Here is a 17957-nt window from a genome sequence, read left to right as displayed (position 1 = left end):
TACGTCTCCCTGGTCGACGAGGGTCGGGTGGCGCGAAAGGAGAACCGTCCCCGGTTCAGCGCCAGATGGGTCAGTAGCCGATGGCCTGCAGCGTGGCCCTGATCGCCGCCGCCGACTTGTTCAGCATGCCGATCTCGTGGGCGTCCATCGGGAACTCGTAGACTCGCTCGATCCCCATCGGGCCGACCAGGCTCGGCACCGACAGCGCGATGCCGGAGATGCCGCGATAGTCGGTCAGGACGCTGGAGAGCGGCCAGATCTTGTGCTGGTCGCCGAGGATCGCCTCGGCCAGCCGCGCGCCGGCCAGCCCGATCGCGTAGTTCGTCGCGCCCTTGCCCTCGATGATCGAGTAGGCGGCGTGGACGGTGTCGTACGCGATCTGCGCGAGCTCCTCCTCGCTGAACAGCTTCTGCCCCGACTCGTCCGTCCAGTCCCGGATCGGGATCTGCGCGATCGACGCCGACGACCAGATCGGGAACTCGGTGTCGCCGTGCTCGCCGAACATCGCGGCGTGCACGTTCGACAGTGACACCCCGGCCCGCTGCGCGATCGCCCAGCGCAGCCGGGACGTGTCCAGCAGGGTGCCGGTGGAGAGGACGCGGCTGACCGGCAGCCCGCTGACCTTCTGCGCAACGACGGTGAGCACGTCGCAGGGGTTGGTGACCAGGACGAGGACCGCGTTCGGGGCGTGCTCGAGCAATTCGGGGACGAGCTTGGACATGATCCCCGCGTTCACCCCGGCCAGGTCGAGGCGGGTCTGGCCCGGCTTCTGCCGGGCGCCCGCGGTGATGATGATCACCGAGGAGTCCTTCACGACCTTGATGTCCGCACCGCCGGTGACGATCGACGTGGGCGTGAACTGGGTGCCGTGGGCGAGGTCGCGGACCTCCGCGTCCACCTTCTTGGCGTCGATGTCGTACAGCGCGATCTGGCGCGCCGAACCGCGGATCAGCGCGGCGTAGGCGATCGAGGTGCCGACCGAGCCGGCGCCCACCACCGTGAGCTTCGAGTTGGCGAGGTTCAGGCTTTCGACGGACTCTGCGGTCATGGCACAGAGCCTAGTGCTCAGTGCGCTCCCGGGAGGGCGGGGGCGGGATCGTCCGGGACGACCACGACAGCGCGGACGAGGCGCTCCATGCCGTCGCGCCAGACGTGGTCGGTGTCGGGCGCCCCGGTCAGGATCGCGTCGATCCGGGTGCGCTCGCAGTAGGCGTCGAGGGTGAGCAGCAGCTGGTCGATCGGGATCAGCAGCCGGGCGCCGTGCCGTTCCAGCGCGTGTGCGAGGTCGGCGACCGCGAGCTGGATGGCGGTGCCCTCGACATCCAGCAGGGCCGGACGGAAACTCGGGTGGCGGAACGCGTACTGGCGCAGTTCCGCCCGGACCAGCACCCAGTTGTCGTCGAGCGTGGTCCCGATGTCGACGACCGCGACGACCCGCGCGATGACCTCCTCCAGCAGGGCCGCGCTGACCGGCGCGTCCGGGATCATCCCGAGGGCACGGCGCGTGGTGTCCAGGAGTTGCTGGCCGCGCTGGCGGACGATCTCGAGGCAGAGGTCCTCCTTGCTCTCGAAGTTCGAGTAGAAGGCCCCGCGCGTGAAACCGGCACGCTCGCAGATCTCCTCGACGCTCGCACCCTCGATGCTCTTCTCCGCGAACAGCGCCGTGGCCGCGTCGATGAGCAGGTCGCGGGTGTGCTGGCGGCGGCTGCTCACTGTTCCCGTGGTGATGGCACACCTCCTCGTCGCCTCGCCGTCCGTTCGATACAGCAGTGTATCGGATGCGCTTCCGTATCGGATACAGTTCTGTATCGCGTCTTGTCGCGAAAGGGGATCAGGTGTCGTCGTTCCTGTATCGGATCGGTCGGGCGAGCTATCGGCGTCGCGGACGCGTCCTCGCCGGGTGGCTGGTGGTGCTGGCGCTGCTGGGCACGCTGGCCGCGACGCTCGGCGGCGCCTTCAACGACACCTTCGAGATCCCCGGCGCCGAGTCGACGACCGCGCTGGCAGAGCTCAAGGTCACCTTCCCCGAGGCCGCGGACGCGACGGCCACGGTCCTGATCACCACCCCTGAGGGCAAGCTGCTCACCGACAAGGACGTGAGGAAGGCCGTCGAGGACTGGTCGGATTCCCTGGAGGACATCCCCTGGGTGAACGGCGTGATCGGCCCCTACAGCGACTACGTGGACGGGCTGATCAGCGCCGACGACACCAGCGGACGGGTCATGGTTCGTGTCGAGGGCACGTCCTCCACGTTCACCGACGCCCAACGCGAGGAACTCACCACCGCCGTCGAGACCCTCGAACAGACCCTCCCCGGCTCGCGGGTGCTGATCGGTGGCGAGGTCTTCTCCATCCACGTCCCCCACATCACCGTGGTCGAGGCGCTCGGCCTGGTGGTGGCCCTGGTCGTCCTGTTGATCACGCTCGGTTCGGTGATCGCGTCGATGATGCCGATCGGGACGGCGATCGCCGGCGTCGGCATCGGCGTCCTCGTCGTGCAGGTCGCCGCCGGGGTGATCACGATCAGCTCGACCACCCTGATGCTGGCGATCATGCTGGGCCTGGCGGTCGGCATCGACTACGCCCTGTTCATCCTGTCGCGGCACCGCGACCAGCTCGCGGCGGGCATGGAGCCGGAGGAGTCGGCGGCCCGCGCGATCGGGACGGCCGGGTCCGCGGTGGTCTTCGCCGGCCTCACGGTGATCATCGCCCTGATCGGCCTGAGCATCTCCCGCGTCCCCTTCCTCGCCGTGATGGGCATCTTCGCCGCCGTCACGGTCGCCTTCGAGGTGCTCCTCGCCCTCACCCTGCTGCCGGCGTTCCTCGGTTTCGCCGGCGAGCGGCTGCGTCCGAAGCCCAAGCGCTCCCGTCGGGGGCCCGACGCGGTCGCAGCGTCCGCCGGGTCTGAGACGGCGGCCAACCCCGCCGCGCCGGCCGCTGCGGAGCAGGAGCAGGGGAGGAAGCGGTTCAACCCGTCCGCCTGGTGGGTGGGCGTGGTCACGAAGTGGCCGATCGTCACGATCGTGCTGGTCCTCGTCGGGCTGGGCGGGCTCGCGCTGCCGACCAAGGACCTCTACCTGGCGCTGCCCACGTCCGGACGCTCCCTGCCCGGCACGCAGGACCGCGAGACGTTCGACGAGATCTCGCGCATCTTCGGCGTCGGCTTCAACGGACCCCTGATCATCACCGGCTCGATCGTCGAGTCCGACGAGCCGCTCGACATCATGGACTGCCTGCGCGACGACATCACGCAGATCCCCGGGGTTCGGATGGTCGCGTCCGCCACCCCCAACGAGAACGCCGACACCGGCATGGTCCAGGTCATCCCCACCACGGGTCCGGACGACCCGGCGACCGCCGACCTCGTCCAGGAACTGCGCAACCGCCACGACTACTGGCAGCAGACCTGCGGGATCGACACGGCCATCACGGGCTTCACCGCCGTCCAGATCGACGTGACCAACCAGCTGTGGGGAGCACTGCTCCCGTTCGGCATCTTCGTCGTCGGCCTGTCGCTGGTGCTGCTGACGATGGTGTTCCGCTCGATCTGGGTGCCGATCAAGGCCGCTGCGGGCTACCTGCTCAGCGTGGGCGGCGCGTTCGGCGCGACCACCCTGGTATTCAACCAGGGCTGGTTCAAGGAGGTGATCAACCTGCCCGAGGCGGGCCCGGTGATCAGCTTCCTGCCGATCATCCTGATGGGCCTGCTGTTCGGCCTGGCGATGGACTACGAGGTGTTCCTCGTCTCGCGGATGCGTGAGGAGTTCGTCCACGGCAACACCGAGCGCTCGGTCGAGGACGGGTTCATCCACTCCTCGAAGGTCGTCGTCGCTGCCGCGCTGATCATGTTCAGCGTGTTCGCGTTCTTCGTGCCGGCCGGCGAGGGTGCGATCAAGCCGATCGCCTTCGCGCTCGCCGTGGGCGTGGCCCTGGACGCGTTCGTCGTCCGGATGACGCTGGTGCCCGCGGTGATGAAGCTGCTCGGACGCCACGCGTGGTGGCTGCCTTCGTGGCTCGACGCCCGGCTGCCGTCTTTCGACATCGAGGGTGAGTCCCTCACCCGCCAGGTGCACCTCGCCGATTGGCCCGCCGCTGGTGACAGCGCGGCGATCGTCGGCGAGGGGCTCACCGCAGAGGTGGGGGAGCGGACGCTGTTCGCCGACCTCGCGGTCCGGGTCGAGCCCGGCCAGGTGCTGGTCGTCGAGGGCGAGCACGCGCCGCGCCGCGCGCTCCTGCTCGCGCTGGCCGGCCGCGTCCGGCTCACCGGCGGAAACCTGAAGGTGCTCGGCCACGTCCTGCCGGAAGAGGCGCCGGTCGTGCGCAACCGGATCCCGGTCCTCGGCGCGTCCGTGTCCCACTTCGGGCGGGTGCTGAAGAAGCAGGCCGGCGGTGTCGTGGTCGTGGACGGGGCGGACGAGCTCTCCGACACCCAGGACCGGTCGTTGCGCCGCGCGCTGGCCGCGTCCGCCGAAGCCGCGGGGGAGGGGGAGCCGGTGACGTGGGTCCTCGGCGTCCTGCCCGGCTCTGATCTCGAGGCCCAGCTGCCGGTGCCGTTCCAGGTACTGAAGCTGGCATCCCACCTCGCTCTGGAAGGAACGAACCGATGAACGTCGAACGCCTGGACTCCCGTCCCGTGCGCTGGTACACGGTGCTGGGGCTGGTGCTGGTGCCGCTGCTGGTCGCCGGTGGTTTCCTGCTCGCCGGGGTGAACGCGGACAGCCGCCTGCACACCGTGCAGGCCGCGGTCGTGAACCTCGACGAGGCGGTGACGATCGACGGGCAGTACACGCCGCTGGGTCGCCAGCTCACCGCCAACCTGGTCGACTCCGACCGGACCGAGAACCTCACCTGGGTGCTCCAGAACGAGACGAACGCGCGCGCAGGGCTGGCCACCGGCGAGTACGCGGCGATGGTGATCATCCCGAAGAACTTCTCGGCCGCGGCGACCTCGTTCTCCGACAACGACGGTGACACCGCCGAGCAGGCGACGATCCAGGTGTACACGTCCCCGGTGGCAGGCGTGGCGGACGCGACGCTGGGTCGGCTGGTGGCCAGCGAGGCCGCGTCCATGCTGAACTCGACGCTCACCGAGGCCTACCTGAAGCAGATCTACATCGGCTTCAACGAGACCGGCAAGCAGTTCGTCACGCTGGCCGACGGGTCGGACCAGTTGGCGGACGGGGCCCAGAAGCTGGCCGACGGGATCAGCAAGGCGTCCGACGGCACGCAGGAGCTGTACAAGGGACAGCGCCAGCTGGCCGATGGGCTGGGCGAGATGGCCGACAAGACCGCGTCCATGCCGAAGCAGATCCGCAAGCTCGCCGACGGCGTCAGTGACTACGTGGACGGCGTGAACACGCTCGTCGACTCCTCGGTGGCCGGCCAGCAGACGATGATCTCGACGGTCAAGCAGTTCGAGGACGGGGCCGACCAGATGGCGACCTCGTTCGGGAACTTCGGCTCGAACACCCAGCTCGTCCAGGGAGCCACCCAGGCGGCGGAGGCCGCGGCGGGGCAGGTGTCCTGCCCCACCTTCAGCGCCGACGAGGCCACCCAGACCGCGATGTGCCAGGGCTTCAAGGCCGGGCTCACCGCGGGGACGGACGTCGGCGCGAACGTGGGCGTCAACGCTGCCGGCCAGGCTGCGCAACAGGGCGTCGAGCAGTTCGGGGCGGGACTCACCCAGTTCCGTCAGGGCCTCGAGGCCGCGGCGAACGACAAGGACACCGCCGCCCAACTCGCCCAGCTGAAGGCCGGCGGCAAGAAGCTGGCGTCCGGGACCGACGAGCTGGCCGACAGCATGCCGGCGCTGGTGAAGGGCATCGCCAAGAGCGCGGACGGGGCGAGCCAGCTCGCCGACGGCGTCGACGCGCTCGGAGCCGGCTTGATCGCGGCGTCCGACGGCGGCCAGAAGCTGGCCGACGGCATGCGCGAGATGGCGGACGGGATCGCCGACGGCAAGGACCAGCTGCCCAGCTACAGCAAGTCCGACCGGGAGAACCTCTCCACGGTGGTCGCCGCCCCGATCGACACGTCGTCGCTGAACGGTCTTGCGAACGCCAACGTGGGCTGGATCAGCCTGCTGCTGGTGCTCGCGCTGTGGCTCGGAGCGATGGCCACGTGGTCGGTGGTGAAGGCGATCGGCACCGGGCTGCTGAACTCCGCGGAGTCGACGGCCGTCCTGATCGCCCGTGCGCTGGTGCCGGGCCTGGTGATCGTCGGCGTCCAGGCCGTGGTGGTCGCGGCGCTCGCCCAGTTCGGGCTCGACCTCTCCCCGCAGAAGTGGCTGGCCGTGACCGGCGTCCTGCTGCTCGCGGGCGCGACCTTCGTGGTGGTGAACCACGCGCTGGTCGCGTGGCTGGGCGGCATCGGACGCCTGATCGCGCTGCTGTTCGCCGTCCTGACGACCGCATCCGCGCTGGTGGGGGCCGCGCCGGAGGTGTTCGCGACGCTGCGGGGCTTCTCGCCGCTGACGCCCGCGTTGGACTCGATCCGGGCCATCGTCACGGAGTCGAGCGGAGCCACCACGTCGGCCTTCGTCCTGGTGGGCTGGCTCATCCTCGGGTTGACCGCGAGCGCCGTCGCCGTCGCCCGCCGCCGCACGACGACGCTGGCCGCCGTCCTCGCCGCCGCCTGACCGGCCGCGCTGCCGTCCCGGGCTTGGGTGGCTGCTGTCATCGCGGTTGGCAGTTGTCGTCATCCCGGGCTTGACCCGGGATCTCCGGGACGGTGCTGACTGCACGTCAGGGATCGGGTCGGTCCCGCCACAAACGCTCCCGAAAGAAGCAAACGCTCCCGAAATCTCGGGAGCTTCTGCGAGTTTCGGGAGCGTTTGTGAGTGAAGCGGACGAGAGGGGGCAGGACGCGGGGTCGGTGCTAGCCCTGCTGGTGGGACTCGACGGGCTCGGCCGGCTCGACGGGGTCGGGGGGCTGGAGCGGGGCGACGCCGGTGCCGACCTCGGCCTGGCGGGACGCGGCCGCGCGCTCGGCCTGCGCTGCGGCGGCGCGGAGGGCGACGGCGCGGGCGAAGTCGGCCTGCGTGGGCATGCCGTAGGCGCGCGCCGTGGTGTCGTGCATCTCCACCACGTAGCGGTGCAGGCGCTCGGAGAACTGGTGGGCGATCTCGCCGGGGGCGGCGCGGAGCGGCCGTCCGAACACCACGTGGACGTGCGGACGCCCCGGCACGGGCACGTTCGCCCCGTACGGCATCGCCGCGTACGCGCCGACCAGCGCGATCGGCAGCACGGGCACGTTGCGGGAGATGCTCAGCGCGGCAGCGCCCGGGGTGAAGTTCGCCATCGCGCCGGTGCGCGACCTCGTCCCCTCGGGAAAGATCAGGATCGGCACGCCCTCGCTGACCAGCCGCGCGGCGAGGCCGCGCAGGCCGGTGCGGTTCGCGTGCCCCTGGCGTTGCACGGGGAACGAGTTGAAGAACAGCGTCGTGGGCAGCGCGGTGTACCAGTTGCTGAAGAAGTAGTCGCCGGCGGTCGCTGCAGCGAGGTTCTTCGACAGCCGCCGCGGCAGTGCGCCGTAGATGAGCGGCGCGTCGAGGTGGCTGGAGTGGTTCGCAACCACGACGAACGGCTCCCTCAGCCCCTCCAGGTTCCGCACGCCGTGCTCGTGCACGGTGAGCGCGGACCAGATGTACGGCTTCATGATCAGGTGCTGCGCGATGAACCGGGCGGACCCCGGTCCCGCGGACGTGTACCTGCTCAGCTTCGGCTCAGCCACCCGAATCCTTCCGTGTAACCCGGCCATTGTGCCGCACCAGGGATCCGGGACGCACTGTCTCAGCCGCCCGCGCGCCGATTTCAGGCAGGCTCGGCGAGCAACTCCGCGTGGCGGGCGAGCCGGCGCAGGGCGTGCGAGCAGCGCCAGCGGACGGCCTCGGGCGTGGTTCCCAGTTCGCCCGCCGCCTGCGCGCTCGTGCGGCCGGCGACGTACACCGTCCACAGCACGCGATGCGTGTCGGCGTCGATCAGACCGAGGTTCCGTGCATCCCGCAGCGTCGCCGTGGCGTCGGCCTCCGCGAGCGGAGCCGGGGGATCGAGGCCGTCGACCGGGGGCGGGAAGGGACGCCGCGCGAGGCTGCGCCGCATCGCCCAGGCGAGGTTGGCGGCGATGGCGCGCGGGCGCCGGTCCAGCGGGTACTCGGCGATCGCCAGCCACAGCTCGGCGATCACGTCCGGGATGCTCCCCGCTCGTCCTGCGCACAGCAGCACCGCCTTGCCCAGCATCGACTGCAGCACGACGCGATGGGCGAGGCCGTCGCCGGCCGCGCCGAGCCGCAGCAGGGCGGCCAGGACGCTGTCGGGGCTCGCGCGGACCAGTCCGAGCACGGCGCCGACGTTCGCAGCCGCGGCCAGCGCGGGTTCCCCGGCCCAGTCCCCGATCGGGCGGGCGGCGAGGTCACGCCACTCGTCGTCCAGTGCTGCCAGTGACCGGTGTGCGTCCATGCCGGACAGCGTCGCGAACCGGTGTTGCCCACAGTGTTGCCCGACAGGGGCACGGTGTTGTCCGCCGTCCACCGGGGTGTGGTCCGCCGCGAATCCTGTGTGGCTGCTGAGCGGCTCTCGGGGCTTTCTAACGATTCGGCAACGACGCCTCCCCGCAGGCGGTTGAAACGTGCGAAAAGTCGTACGATGGTGACGTACTCATCCAGGGGGTTGACGGCCCGACCGTCATCACGTTCGCCCAGGGGGACGCTCGGATATCCAGCGTCCCCCTGGTGCCGTTCAGGGGCGCGTCAGCGGCTGGTGTACTCGGCGAAGGCGCGTTCCAGGAACTCGGCCAGGTCGCCGGTCTCGCCGTCCCGGCCCCCTCGTCCGATCACGAGCGTCGGGTCGCTCGGCTGCGGTGTCACCCCGGTGAACCGGGCCAGCGCGGATCCCGTGGTGATCAGCTGGTAGTAGCGGCCGTCGGGTGCGACGGCGAGTGTCCGCGCGCGGTTCAGGTACCAGCCGACCAGAGGGGTCTTCACCCTCGTCCCGTTCAGCAGGGTGGCCTGCAGCGGCTCGGGCGCGGCGCCGGCCTCGCCGAGGCGGGCGACAAACGCGTCCAGCTGGGTCTGCGCGGCCCTCGCCTCCGCCTGCGCGGACGCCTGTGCCAGCTCGTGCCTTCGACGCGCGTCCGCCTGGCGCCGGCTCTCCTCAGCCATGCTGCACAGGGTAGTGCCGGTGCGGTGGGGTTGGCCCGGGCTCCTAGGCTGGGCGCGGATGTCAGGAGGTGAGATGGAGCCGAACGGACCGACGGAGTCGACCGGTCGCGGTCTCGTCGACCGCCTGGCGATCGGCGCCCTCCTCGGCGTCCTCGTCGTCTCGATCGGTGGCGTCGCGCTGCTCACCGTGTACCTGAACAGGCTCGGGGACGCCGTCGCGGGCCTGCAGCGGGTGGACCCCCTCGCCTCCTACGCCGGCCGCCCCAGCGCGGTCGGCGTGGACGGGGTGGACGCGGTGAACTACCTGCTGACGACGACCGATGAGGCGGGCACGCTCGAGGCTGTCGTCATCGTCCACCTGTCCTCCTCCCGGCGCGACCTGACCATGGTCGCGCTCCCGTCCGACCTCCTCGTCGACGACGGCAGCGGGGCCACGACGCTCGCCGCGAGCTTCGTCCGGGACCCGCTGCAGACGGCACGGGCGGTCGAGTCGTTGACCGGGGCCCGTATGGACCACCAGGCGCACCTCGACCTCGACGGGTTCGCGGGCGTGGTCGACAGCCTCGGCGGCATCGCGATCAACGGCGCGGCACTCAACGGCGAGCAGGTGGTCTCCCTGCTGAACTCCGCCCCCGACGCGTTGACGCGGTCGGTGCGCACGGCCGACCTGCTGCAGGCGGCGTTCGCCAGGGCCAGCCTCAGCTCGACGATCGCCGACCCGACCCGGTTCGACAAGGTGATGGACGCCCTCACGCCCTGCCTCACGGTGGACTCTGCGCTGACCAGTGACGAGATCAGGGGGACGATCGTCGAATCCCGCGTGCGGGCGGACCGGATCGCCACCTGGTCGCTGGCCACCACCGCGACGAACGCCGGGGCAGAACCGGACGACGTGGCGCTGGCCGCCCTCCGGACGGCGTTCGCCGAGGACGCGTTCGCGGCGACGCAGGCCCCCGCGACGACCCGGTCCGCCGCGTCCGCCACGGGGTCGCCGAGCCCCACGGCCGTCGTGCCCACGGTCAGTACCTCGCCGCAGCCGACCGGCACCCCTGACCAGCGGATCGCGACCACGACGACCAGCAGCCCGCGCTGAGGCCGGTAAGGTCGGCCGGGTGAGGACACGGTGCAGGGGGCGGCTCGCCTCGGGGCTGTTCGGGACGCTGTTGCTGGTGGGCGCCGGTGGGGCGCTCGTCTGGTGGTTCCGTTACGCGGCCGATCGTCCCGCAGCCAGGGCCTGGGCCGAAGGGACGGACGCCCTGCGCTGACCGGCCCGCATCGCCGGCGGCCAGGATCACTCCAGGAAGTCGTCCCCGGTGCCCGGCTGGGCGGTGAGGACCTCGCGCAGGGCCTCCCCGACGGCGATGGCGTGGTCCTCGGGATCCTCCATCGAGCTCAGGCGTGCGTGCAGCTCGGGGTCGGTGGACGCCGTCCACAGGAGGAGGTCGAACACCTCGAACTCGATCTCGACCGGGTCGCCGTGCTCGTCGAAGGCCAGCCGGAGTTCAAGGCTGGCCGGAGGCCAGGCGTCGCCGTAGGACTCCTCGATCCCCAGGCCCCGGAAGCTTCGGATGAACGACTCGGGCTCGGCCTCGAAGACGACCTCGGTCACGCCCTCGTCCGCGTCCGTCACCGAATCGAACTCGAAACCGAACGGCGCCAGCTCGTCGATGAGGGCGTCGACGTACTCGTCCTGGATCCGCATGGCGCAACGTTAGTCGAGGGCGGGCCCCCAGCGACCCCCGTGGCCGGGACGCACACGACCTTCACAGGATCGGCGCGGACGCGCGGCACCGCCGTACCCGCGGGAGGTCGTGGGGATCCCTTCTGGCCGGATTCCGAGGGTCGCAGGGACGTAGGGTGTGTCGGATGTGGCTCGCCTTCGCCCTCGGCTCGGCGTTCTTCGCCGGGCTGACCGCGATCCTGGCGAAGGTGGGGGTGCGGCACACCCCGTCCCACCTGGTCACCGCGATCCGCACCGGGGTGGTGCTGGTGTTCGCGTGGCTGGTGGTGTTCCTCGTCGGCTCGCAGGCCACGATCTGGCAGCTCGGGGGCGGCACGATCGGGTTCCTGGTGCTGTCGGGCCTCGCCACGGGCGCGTCCTGGCTGTGCTATTTCCGGGCGCTGCAGCTGGGTGACGTGAACAAGGTCGCGCCGATCGACAAGTCCAGCGTCATCCTGACCGTCCTGTTCGCGATCGTGCTGCTGGGCGAGACCCAGGACCTGGCCACGCGGCTGGCCGGCATCGCCGTGATCGGTGTCGGCACCTTCCTGATGGTCGAGCGGCGAAGGGACGTGGGGAGCGGCAAGGCGCCACGGCGGACGTGGCTGCTCTACGCCGTCGCCTCCGCGGTGTTCGCCGCGCTGACCGCGATCCTGGGCAAGATCGGCATCACGGACGTGGAGTCCAACCTCGGCACGGCCATCCGGACCGGTGTGGTGCTCGTGATGGCGTGGGTCGTGGTGCTGGTGGCGGGCGAGCACCGCCGGATGCGGGAGGTGCCGCGGCGCGACCTGACCTTCATCCTGCTGTCCGGCGTCGCGACGGGGGCGTCGTGGCTGTGCTTCTACCGGGCGTTGCAGGAGGGCCCGGCCAGCCTCGTCGTCCCGATCGACAAGCTCAGCATCGTGGTGACCGTCGCCCTCGCCGCCCTGGTCCTGCACGAGCGGCTGACCCGCCGCGCCCTCGTCGGGCTGGTCCTGATCGTCGCGGGCACGCTGGTGATGCTGGTCTGAGTGGGGCGGATCGGTCAGCCGTTGTACGTGCCACGGGCGCGGACAAAGCCCGTCGATGTTCTCAGAACGCGGGCCTGACAAGGGGCGACGGGGTGGAGCATAGGGGACTCGAACCCCTGACCCCCTGCTTGCAAAGCAGGTGCTCTACCAACTGAGCTAATGCCCCTCGCGGCGTCATTCTCGCATCCCGCGCGGGTCGCGCCCAAACCCGGCGCCGTCGGGGGCCGACTGCGGATCTGCGCTCCAGATGCGCTCACCCTCGCCGCTTCGGGCCCTCGATGGCATCCACCGCGCAAATCCTCCGGGGAGGTGTTCGGGCGGCGCCCCCGCGCCGCTGAATCGCCCGATTGGGATGGGGCATCTACGCTTGAACCCATGTGGTCCAGGCGGGAAGAGGTCGACTACGCCCTGCAGCGGCGCAACACGCTGCAGGCGCTGCGGCGTCCCCAACGATCGCTCGAGGGCAGCGACGTGTGCGACGCCGACCCCCTGCTGCTGCGGGCGGCGATGCACCACGGCGAGGAGTCGACGGTGCCGTGCCCGATCTGCGAGGCGCCCCGCCTGCTGAACCTGAACTACGTGTTCGGTGAGCAGCTCGGGCAGTACTCCGGACGCATCAAGTCCACGCCCGAACTCGAGGAGATGCAGGGCGAGTACGGCGAGTTCACCGTGCGCGTCGTCGAGGTGTGCACCGACTGCGGCTGGAACCACATGATCTCCTCCTACCTCCTCGGCGACGGCGTCAAGCGCCGCCCCCCTCGCCGCCAGTCCACCGTCGAGGACATCTATGGCTGACCCCAAGCGATCCGCGGGCCCGCGGAGCGCCCCGAAGGCGAAGACGACCCGGAAGGGGAGGAAGAAGACCAGCCTGTGGGTGCGCATCCCCCTGTGGATCCTCTCCCTCGTGCTCGTCGTCGGCGTGATCGGCGCCGGCGTGGTCGCCTACGCCTACACCTCGATCAAGCTGCCCGACCCCAACTCCGACTTCAGCACCAACACGACCTTCGTGTACTACAACGACGGCAAGACCAAGATCGGGTCCTTCCAGGTCCAGAACCGGCAGTCGATCAGCTACGAGGACATGCCGCAGCACGTGAAGGACGCGATCGTCGCCGCGGAGAACCGCACCTTCTGGACCGACCCCGGCATCTCCCCCACCGGCCTGCTCCGCGCGGCGCTCGGCCTCGTCGGGCTGTCACCGGCGGACGCGACGGCCACCGGCGGCGGCTCCACGATCACGCAGCAGTACATCAAGGTGATGTACCTGTCGTCCGAGCGCAGTTTCACCCGCAAGGCGAAGGAACTCCTGCTCGCGACCAAGATGGGCCAGGAGCTCAGCAAGCAGGACATCCTCGAGGGCTACCTGAACACCGTCTACTTCGGACGCGGCGCGTACGGCATCGAGGCGGCCGCGCAGGCCTACTTCAAGGTGTCCGCGGCCAAGCTCACTCTGGCCCAGTCCGTCGCGCTGGCCGCCATCGTGAACTCGCCGGGCAACCTTGACCCCGCCAACGGTGACCAGCAGGCCGCCGACCTCCTCGAGCGGTACCAGTACACGCTCAACGGCATGGTCGACATGGGTGCGATCACCGCGTCCGAGCGCGCCGAGATCTACGACAAGCTCCCCAAGTTCCCCAAGGTCGCCAAGGACTCGGCCTTCGGTGGCCCGAAGGGCTTCCTCCTCACCATGGTCAAGAACGAACTGCTGGCGAAGGGCTTCACCGAGGAGCAGATCAACGGCGGCGGCCTCAAGGTCGTCACCACCTTCGACGCCACCGCGCAGGACGCCGCCGTCGAGGCCGCGCAGAAGATGACCCTGCAGGCCGCGGGCAGCAAGAAGGCGGCCAAGAACCTGCACGCGGGACTCGCGTCCATCGACAACGCGACCGGCGGGGTGCTCGCGCTGTACGGCGGCCCCGATTTCCTGGAGAGCCAGTGGAACTGGGCCACCAACCCCCGTCCGACGGGCTCGACCTTCAAGACCTACGCGTTCGCCACCGCGCTGGCGAACGGCTGGACCTTCAACGACAAGCTCAACGGCAGTTCCTTCACGCCGAAGGGCGACTCCGTCCCCGTCCGCAACGCCGACGGCAACTTCGGCATGATCACCATGCAGTACGCGCTCACCCACTCGGTGAACTCCGCGTTCGTCGACCTCGTCACGCAGATCGAGGACGGGCCGTCGCAGGTGCAGCGGATGGCCGAGGCCGCCGGCGTCCCCGAGGGCGGCCACTGGGACCTCAGCAACCGGATCGCGCTCGGCAACACCGAGGTCAGCCCGCTGAACCAGGCCGCCGCCTACTCCACCTTCGCCAACCAGGGCCTGCGCAGGGACGCGCACGTCGTCAAGGAGGTCTTCGAGTCCAACGGCGACCAGAGCTACGCCGCCGACACCGAGGGCAGCCAGACCATCGACATGGACGTCGCGATCGACACCACCCAGGCGCTCACGAAGGTGACCCAGGACGGCACCGGCTCGCGGGCGGCCTACCTCGGCTACCCGGTCGCCGGCAAGACCGGGACGGTCGGCTACGGCGTGGAGAAGAAGACCGCCTACGGCACCACGACCGTCCGGGAGACCAGGGCGGCGTGGTTCGTCGGGTACACCGCGCAGGTCACCACCGCGGTCATGTACGTGAAGGGCAAGCAGGGGACGGGCGACCTCGGCTCGGGCTTCTACGGCGCCACGTGGCCGCTGTCGACCTGGCTGGAGTACATGAAGGTCGCGATGGAGGGAAAGGACAAGGTCGCCTTCGAGCCGGCCACCACTCGCACGTCCACACAGTCGCCCACGCCGAAGAAGACGCACACGTCCACGGCGACGGCGTCCGCCACCGCCTCGGCGACCGACTCGCCGAGCGCCACCGACACCCCGACCACCGAGCCGTCGACCGAGCCGACCACGACCGAGCCGACGACCGAGCCGACCAAGTCGAGCGAGCCGAAGCCGACGAGCTCGTCCAGCGGGGGCCCGTAACGCGTGCCCGGTCGGCGTTTGCTCCTCGCGGGTCGTCGCTCGCTCCTCGTCCCGGCTTCTCGTCCTAGGATCGCGGCGTGACCAGCCCCGTACCGGCCCTGTCGAGGGTCCTCGGCGGTCCGATGGGTCGGCACGCCCGTCCCGGAGGGACGTGGTTCTCCCCTGCGCCGTTCGCGTTCCTGACCCTCACCCTTTCCTGGCTCATCGTGATGATCAGGCAGGTGCCCTGCCGGAGCAGCAGCGACCAGTACCTGCCGTGGATGTGCTACTCCGACATCCCGATCCTCTACTACTGGCGCGGGCTGAAGGACGGCCTGGTCCCCTTCCTCCAGACCGACCTCGAGTACCCGGTGCTGACCGGCGCCTTCATGGAGTTCTGTCGCCGCCTGGTGGTGTTCCTGGGTGGGAAGAGCGAGCCCGGGCTGAGCAGCGAGGACGTCACCCACGCCACGAACCTGTTCTTCGGGATCAACGCGGTGCTGCTGTTCGTGCTGATGGGTGTGCTGATCTGGGCGCACCTGCAGATGAGCAGGCCGTGGGACGCGCTGATGATCGCTGCGTCCCCCGCGATCCTGACCGCCGGCCTGGTCAACTGGGACGCGCTCGTCCTCGCGATGACCGCGCTCGCGATGCTGGCGTGGTCGCGGAGGAAGCCGTTCTGGGCGGGCTTCTGGCTGGGACTGGGGATCGCGGCGAAGCTCTACCCCGTGCTGCTGCTGGTGCCGCTCACCGTGCTGTGCTTCCGGTCGAACCGGTTCAAGGCCCTCGCCCTCACCTACGTCGGCACGGTCGCGTCCTGGGTGGCGGTGAACCTGCCGGTCTACCTCGCCGCTCCCGAGGGATGGCTGAACTTCTGGACGTTCAACGCCGATCGCGGCGGCGACCTCGGCTCGGTCTGGTACGCGCTGAGCCTGATCGGCATCGACATCGCCTCGGTGTCCCGGCTGGAGGCCGGGCTGATGGTGGCCGGCACGGTCGTCATCTGCGCGCTGCTGCTGCTCGCGCCGCGGCGTCCCCGCTTCGCCCAGGGCGCGTTCCTGATCGTCACCCTCTTCCTCGTGGTGAACAAGGTGTACTCGCCGCAGTACGTCCTGTGGCTGCTGCCGCTGCTCGTCCTGGCCCGGCCGCGGTGGGTGGACTGGATCGCCTTCTCGATCGCGGAGACCGCCTATTTCGCGGCCGTGTGGGGCCACCTGGACAGCCAGTTGACCAACGGCGCGGGCGACCACCGCCTCTACGTGCTGGCGATCTTCGTACGGATCGGGGTCCAGCTGTGGATCTGCGCCCGGGTGGTGCGCGACATGTTCGACCCCAGCCGCGACATCGTGCGGGCCGGCGGGCTCGACGACCCGGACGGCGGCGTCCTGGACGAGGCGCCGGACGCGACGTGGGTGACGCGACTCACCCGCGGCCCGGTCTCGTCATGAGCAGGCCGTGAGCACGTCGGGCACGCGCGTGGCGTCCCGCCGCCCCGGTCGGCCGTCCCGGCGGCGGGCCCAGACGACGGCCGATGCCCGCCTCGTCGTCCAGGCGTGGTTCGGGACCCGGCTCGTGATCTTCTTCATCGCAGCGTGGGTGATGGTGTACGACCACCGCAGCGCGTCCGACGTGTTCGGCAACTGGGACGTCGTGCACTACCTCGGGATCGCGGCCAACGGCTACGCGGAGGCGAACTCGATCGCGTTCTTCCCGGGCTGGCCGCTGCTGGTGCGGCTGGCGGCCACGACCGGGGTGCCGGCGCTGGTGGTCGGCATCCTGCTGGCCCTGGTGGCGTCCGGCTTCGCCACGGCGGCCCTGTACCGGCTCGGCGGGGCGCCGGCTGCGATCGCGTGGCTGCTCGCGCCGACGGCGGTGTTCACGGTGGTGCCCTACACGGAGGCGGTGTTCTGCGCCGCGGCGTTCTGGGCGTGGGAGCGGGCGACGGCGAAGCAGTGGGGTGCGGCAGCCGTGCTGGCCGCGGTCGCGGCGTCCGTCCGGGTGTCCGGGGTGTTCCTGATCGCTGCGCTCGCCGTCCTCGCGCTCACGCAGGCAGGGGCTGTGCGGGACCGCGGCCGACGACTGCTCTGGCTGGCGATCCCGGTCGCTGTGGTCGCCGCCTACCTCGGCTACCTGTACGTGGTCACGGGCAGCTGGACGGCGTGGCTGGACGCGCAGGAGGCCGGCTGGGCACGCGGGTTCGCCTGGCCGTGGGAGTCCTTGAAGCACACGCTGGCCGTCCTCGAGCCGGGCGCGTACGCCGACCACCCGGAATGGCACTGGGTGTTCCTCGCCGAGATCATCAGCATGGCCGTCGGGCTCCTGGTCACGATCGTCTGCCTCGTACGTCGCCGCTGGGGCGAGGCGACCTGGGTCGGTCTCCAGGTGGTCGCGTTCGGCACGTCGTACTGGTTCATGAGCGTGAACAGGGCCGTCCTGCTGTGGTTCCCGTTGTGGACCGAACTCGGCCGCCTCGTCCCGACGAAGGGACGCCCTCCGGCGTGGCGCGCCGCCCTCATCGGCGTGGTGGTCGTGGTGGCGCTGGTGGTCCAGGCCGCCTGGGCCTGGCTCTTCTACACCGGCCGCTGGGCCAGCTGACCGCCGCCGGGTGTTGTCCTCCCGGGTTTGACCCGGGATCTCGGTGGTCGTGGTGGCGGGTACGTCGTCGAGATCCCGGCTTTCGCCGGGATGACAGGGGGCGGGTGCCGCGTGCCGCGTGTTTGTCATCCCGGGCTTGACCCGGGATCTCGGTGTACGTGCGCGCACCGCTCGACGGGGCGCGTGCCCGAGATCCCGGCTTTCGCCGGGATGACAGGTGGGGTGGAGTGCGCCGGGCGTTGTCATCCCGGGCTTGACCGGGGATCTCGGTGTGGGTGATGGCTGGTTGTCGTCGGAGATCCCGGCTTTCGCCGGGATGACAGGTGGGGTGGAGTGCGCCGCGCGTTGTCATCCCGGGCTTGACCCGGGATCTCGGTGTCCGTGGGGGCTGGTCGTCGTCGAGATCCCGGCTATCGCCGGGATGACAGGTGGGCGGGTGGTGGCCGGGATGACAGGGGCGGGCCGGAGGAGTACTGATTGACACCTATGGTTACGTAACCGTAAGTTAAGGGTCTG

15 protein-coding genes and 1 tRNA gene are annotated in these 17957 nt (G+C 70.3%); 9 read left to right on the top strand and 7 right to left on the bottom strand.

The window, feature by feature from the left end:
* Positions 1-70 precede the first annotated feature (70 nt).
* Positions 71-1048, bottom strand: coding sequence for an L-lactate dehydrogenase (locus tag QM779_RS13010; RefSeq protein ID WP_428535879.1), 978 nt, complete (start codon positions 1046-1048; stop codon positions 71-73).
* 17 nt (positions 1049-1065) lie between these two features.
* Positions 1066-1713 (bottom strand): TetR/AcrR family transcriptional regulator, encoded by a 648-nt coding sequence (locus QM779_RS13005; RefSeq protein WP_428535877.1) that lies wholly within the window; start codon positions 1711-1713, stop codon positions 1066-1068.
* Between the two features lie 122 nt (positions 1714-1835).
* Here QM779_RS13005 and QM779_RS13000 point away from each other — a divergent pair, with 122 nt between their 5' ends.
* Both QM779_RS13000 and QM779_RS12995 read left to right on the top strand, forming a co-directional pair.
* Positions 1836-4607 (top strand): MMPL family transporter, encoded by a 2772-nt coding sequence (locus tag QM779_RS13000; protein WP_428535875.1) that lies wholly within the window; start codon positions 1836-1838, stop codon positions 4605-4607.
* Entirely contained in the window at positions 4604-6637 is a 2034-nt protein-coding gene (locus QM779_RS12995; protein ID WP_428535873.1) for a YhgE/Pip family protein, read from the top strand. The genes QM779_RS13000 and QM779_RS12995 overlap by 4 nt, the downstream gene beginning before the upstream one ends.
* Positions 6638-6876: 239 nt before the next feature.
* Here QM779_RS12995 and QM779_RS12990 read toward each other — a convergent pair whose 3' ends face one another.
* The 3 genes from QM779_RS12990 to QM779_RS12980 all read right to left on the bottom strand — a co-directional run bounded on the left by QM779_RS12990 (position 6877) and on the right by QM779_RS12980 (position 9157).
* Entirely contained in the window at positions 6877-7758 is an 882-nt protein-coding gene (locus QM779_RS12990; RefSeq protein WP_428535871.1) for a lysophospholipid acyltransferase family protein, read from the bottom strand.
* A gap of 53 nt (positions 7759-7811) precedes the next feature.
* Positions 7812-8456: an RNA polymerase sigma factor gene (locus QM779_RS12985; RefSeq protein WP_428535869.1), complete on the bottom strand. Its 645-nt coding sequence runs from the start codon at positions 8454-8456 to the stop codon at positions 7812-7814.
* Between the two features lie 290 nt (positions 8457-8746).
* Positions 8747-9157 (bottom strand): hypothetical protein, encoded by a 411-nt coding sequence (locus tag QM779_RS12980; RefSeq protein ID WP_428535867.1) that lies wholly within the window; start codon positions 9155-9157, stop codon positions 8747-8749.
* A gap of 73 nt (positions 9158-9230) precedes the next feature.
* Here QM779_RS12980 and QM779_RS12975 point away from each other — a divergent pair, with 73 nt between their 5' ends.
* Both QM779_RS12975 and QM779_RS12970 read left to right on the top strand, forming a co-directional pair.
* Entirely contained in the window at positions 9231-10250 is a 1020-nt protein-coding gene (locus QM779_RS12975) for an LCP family protein (RefSeq protein ID WP_428535865.1), read from the top strand.
* A gap of 19 nt (positions 10251-10269) precedes the next feature.
* Positions 10270-10422 (top strand): hypothetical protein, encoded by a 153-nt coding sequence (locus QM779_RS12970; protein WP_428535864.1) that lies wholly within the window; start codon positions 10270-10272, stop codon positions 10420-10422.
* 26 nt (positions 10423-10448) lie between these two features.
* Here QM779_RS12970 and QM779_RS12965 read toward each other — a convergent pair whose 3' ends face one another.
* Positions 10449-10859: a hypothetical protein gene (locus tag QM779_RS12965; protein WP_428535862.1), complete on the bottom strand. Its 411-nt coding sequence runs from the start codon at positions 10857-10859 to the stop codon at positions 10449-10451.
* Positions 10860-11023: 164 nt separating this feature from the next.
* On the opposite strand from QM779_RS12965, the gene QM779_RS12960 reads away from it, so the two are divergent.
* Entirely contained in the window at positions 11024-11890 is an 867-nt protein-coding gene (locus tag QM779_RS12960; RefSeq protein ID WP_428535860.1) for an EamA family transporter, read from the top strand.
* Positions 11891-11983: 93 nt separating this feature from the next.
* Here the strand turns inward: QM779_RS12960 and QM779_RS12955 are convergent.
* Positions 11984-12056: transfer RNA gene (locus QM779_RS12955), tRNA-Ala, on the bottom strand.
* 209 nt (positions 12057-12265) lie between these two features.
* On the opposite strand from QM779_RS12955, the gene QM779_RS12950 reads away from it, so the two are divergent.
* The 4 genes from QM779_RS12950 (at position 12266) to QM779_RS12935 (ending at position 17441) form a co-directional block, all read left to right on the top strand.
* Complete coding sequence (locus tag QM779_RS12950; protein ID WP_428535858.1) at positions 12266-12685, top strand: DUF5318 family protein; 420 nt, start codon at positions 12266-12268, stop codon at positions 12683-12685.
* Positions 12678-14867, top strand: a complete 2190-nt coding sequence (locus tag QM779_RS12945) for a transglycosylase domain-containing protein (protein WP_428535856.1) — start codon at positions 12678-12680, stop codon at positions 14865-14867. Before QM779_RS12950 ends, QM779_RS12945 begins: the two co-directional genes overlap by 8 nt.
* A 77-nt stretch (positions 14868-14944) precedes the next feature.
* Positions 14945-16294 carry a glycosyltransferase family 87 protein gene (locus QM779_RS12940; RefSeq protein WP_428535854.1) on the top strand — a complete coding sequence of 450 codons (1350 nt, stop codon included), beginning with the start codon at positions 14945-14947 and terminating at the stop codon, positions 16292-16294.
* Between the two features lie 7 nt (positions 16295-16301).
* Positions 16302-17441 carry a mannosyltransferase family protein gene (locus QM779_RS12935; protein WP_428535852.1) on the top strand — a complete coding sequence of 380 codons (1140 nt, stop codon included), beginning with the start codon at positions 16302-16304 and terminating at the stop codon, positions 17439-17441.
* The last annotated feature ends 516 nt before the right edge of the window (positions 17442-17957 follow it).

The sequence above is a fragment of the Propionicimonas sp. genome, assembly GCF_049840635.1.
Classification (GTDB): domain Bacteria; phylum Actinomycetota; class Actinomycetes; order Propionibacteriales; family Propionibacteriaceae; genus Propionicimonas.
Note: the sequence above shows the minus strand (reverse complement) of the source record. Positions and strands in the feature narration are given on the sequence as shown.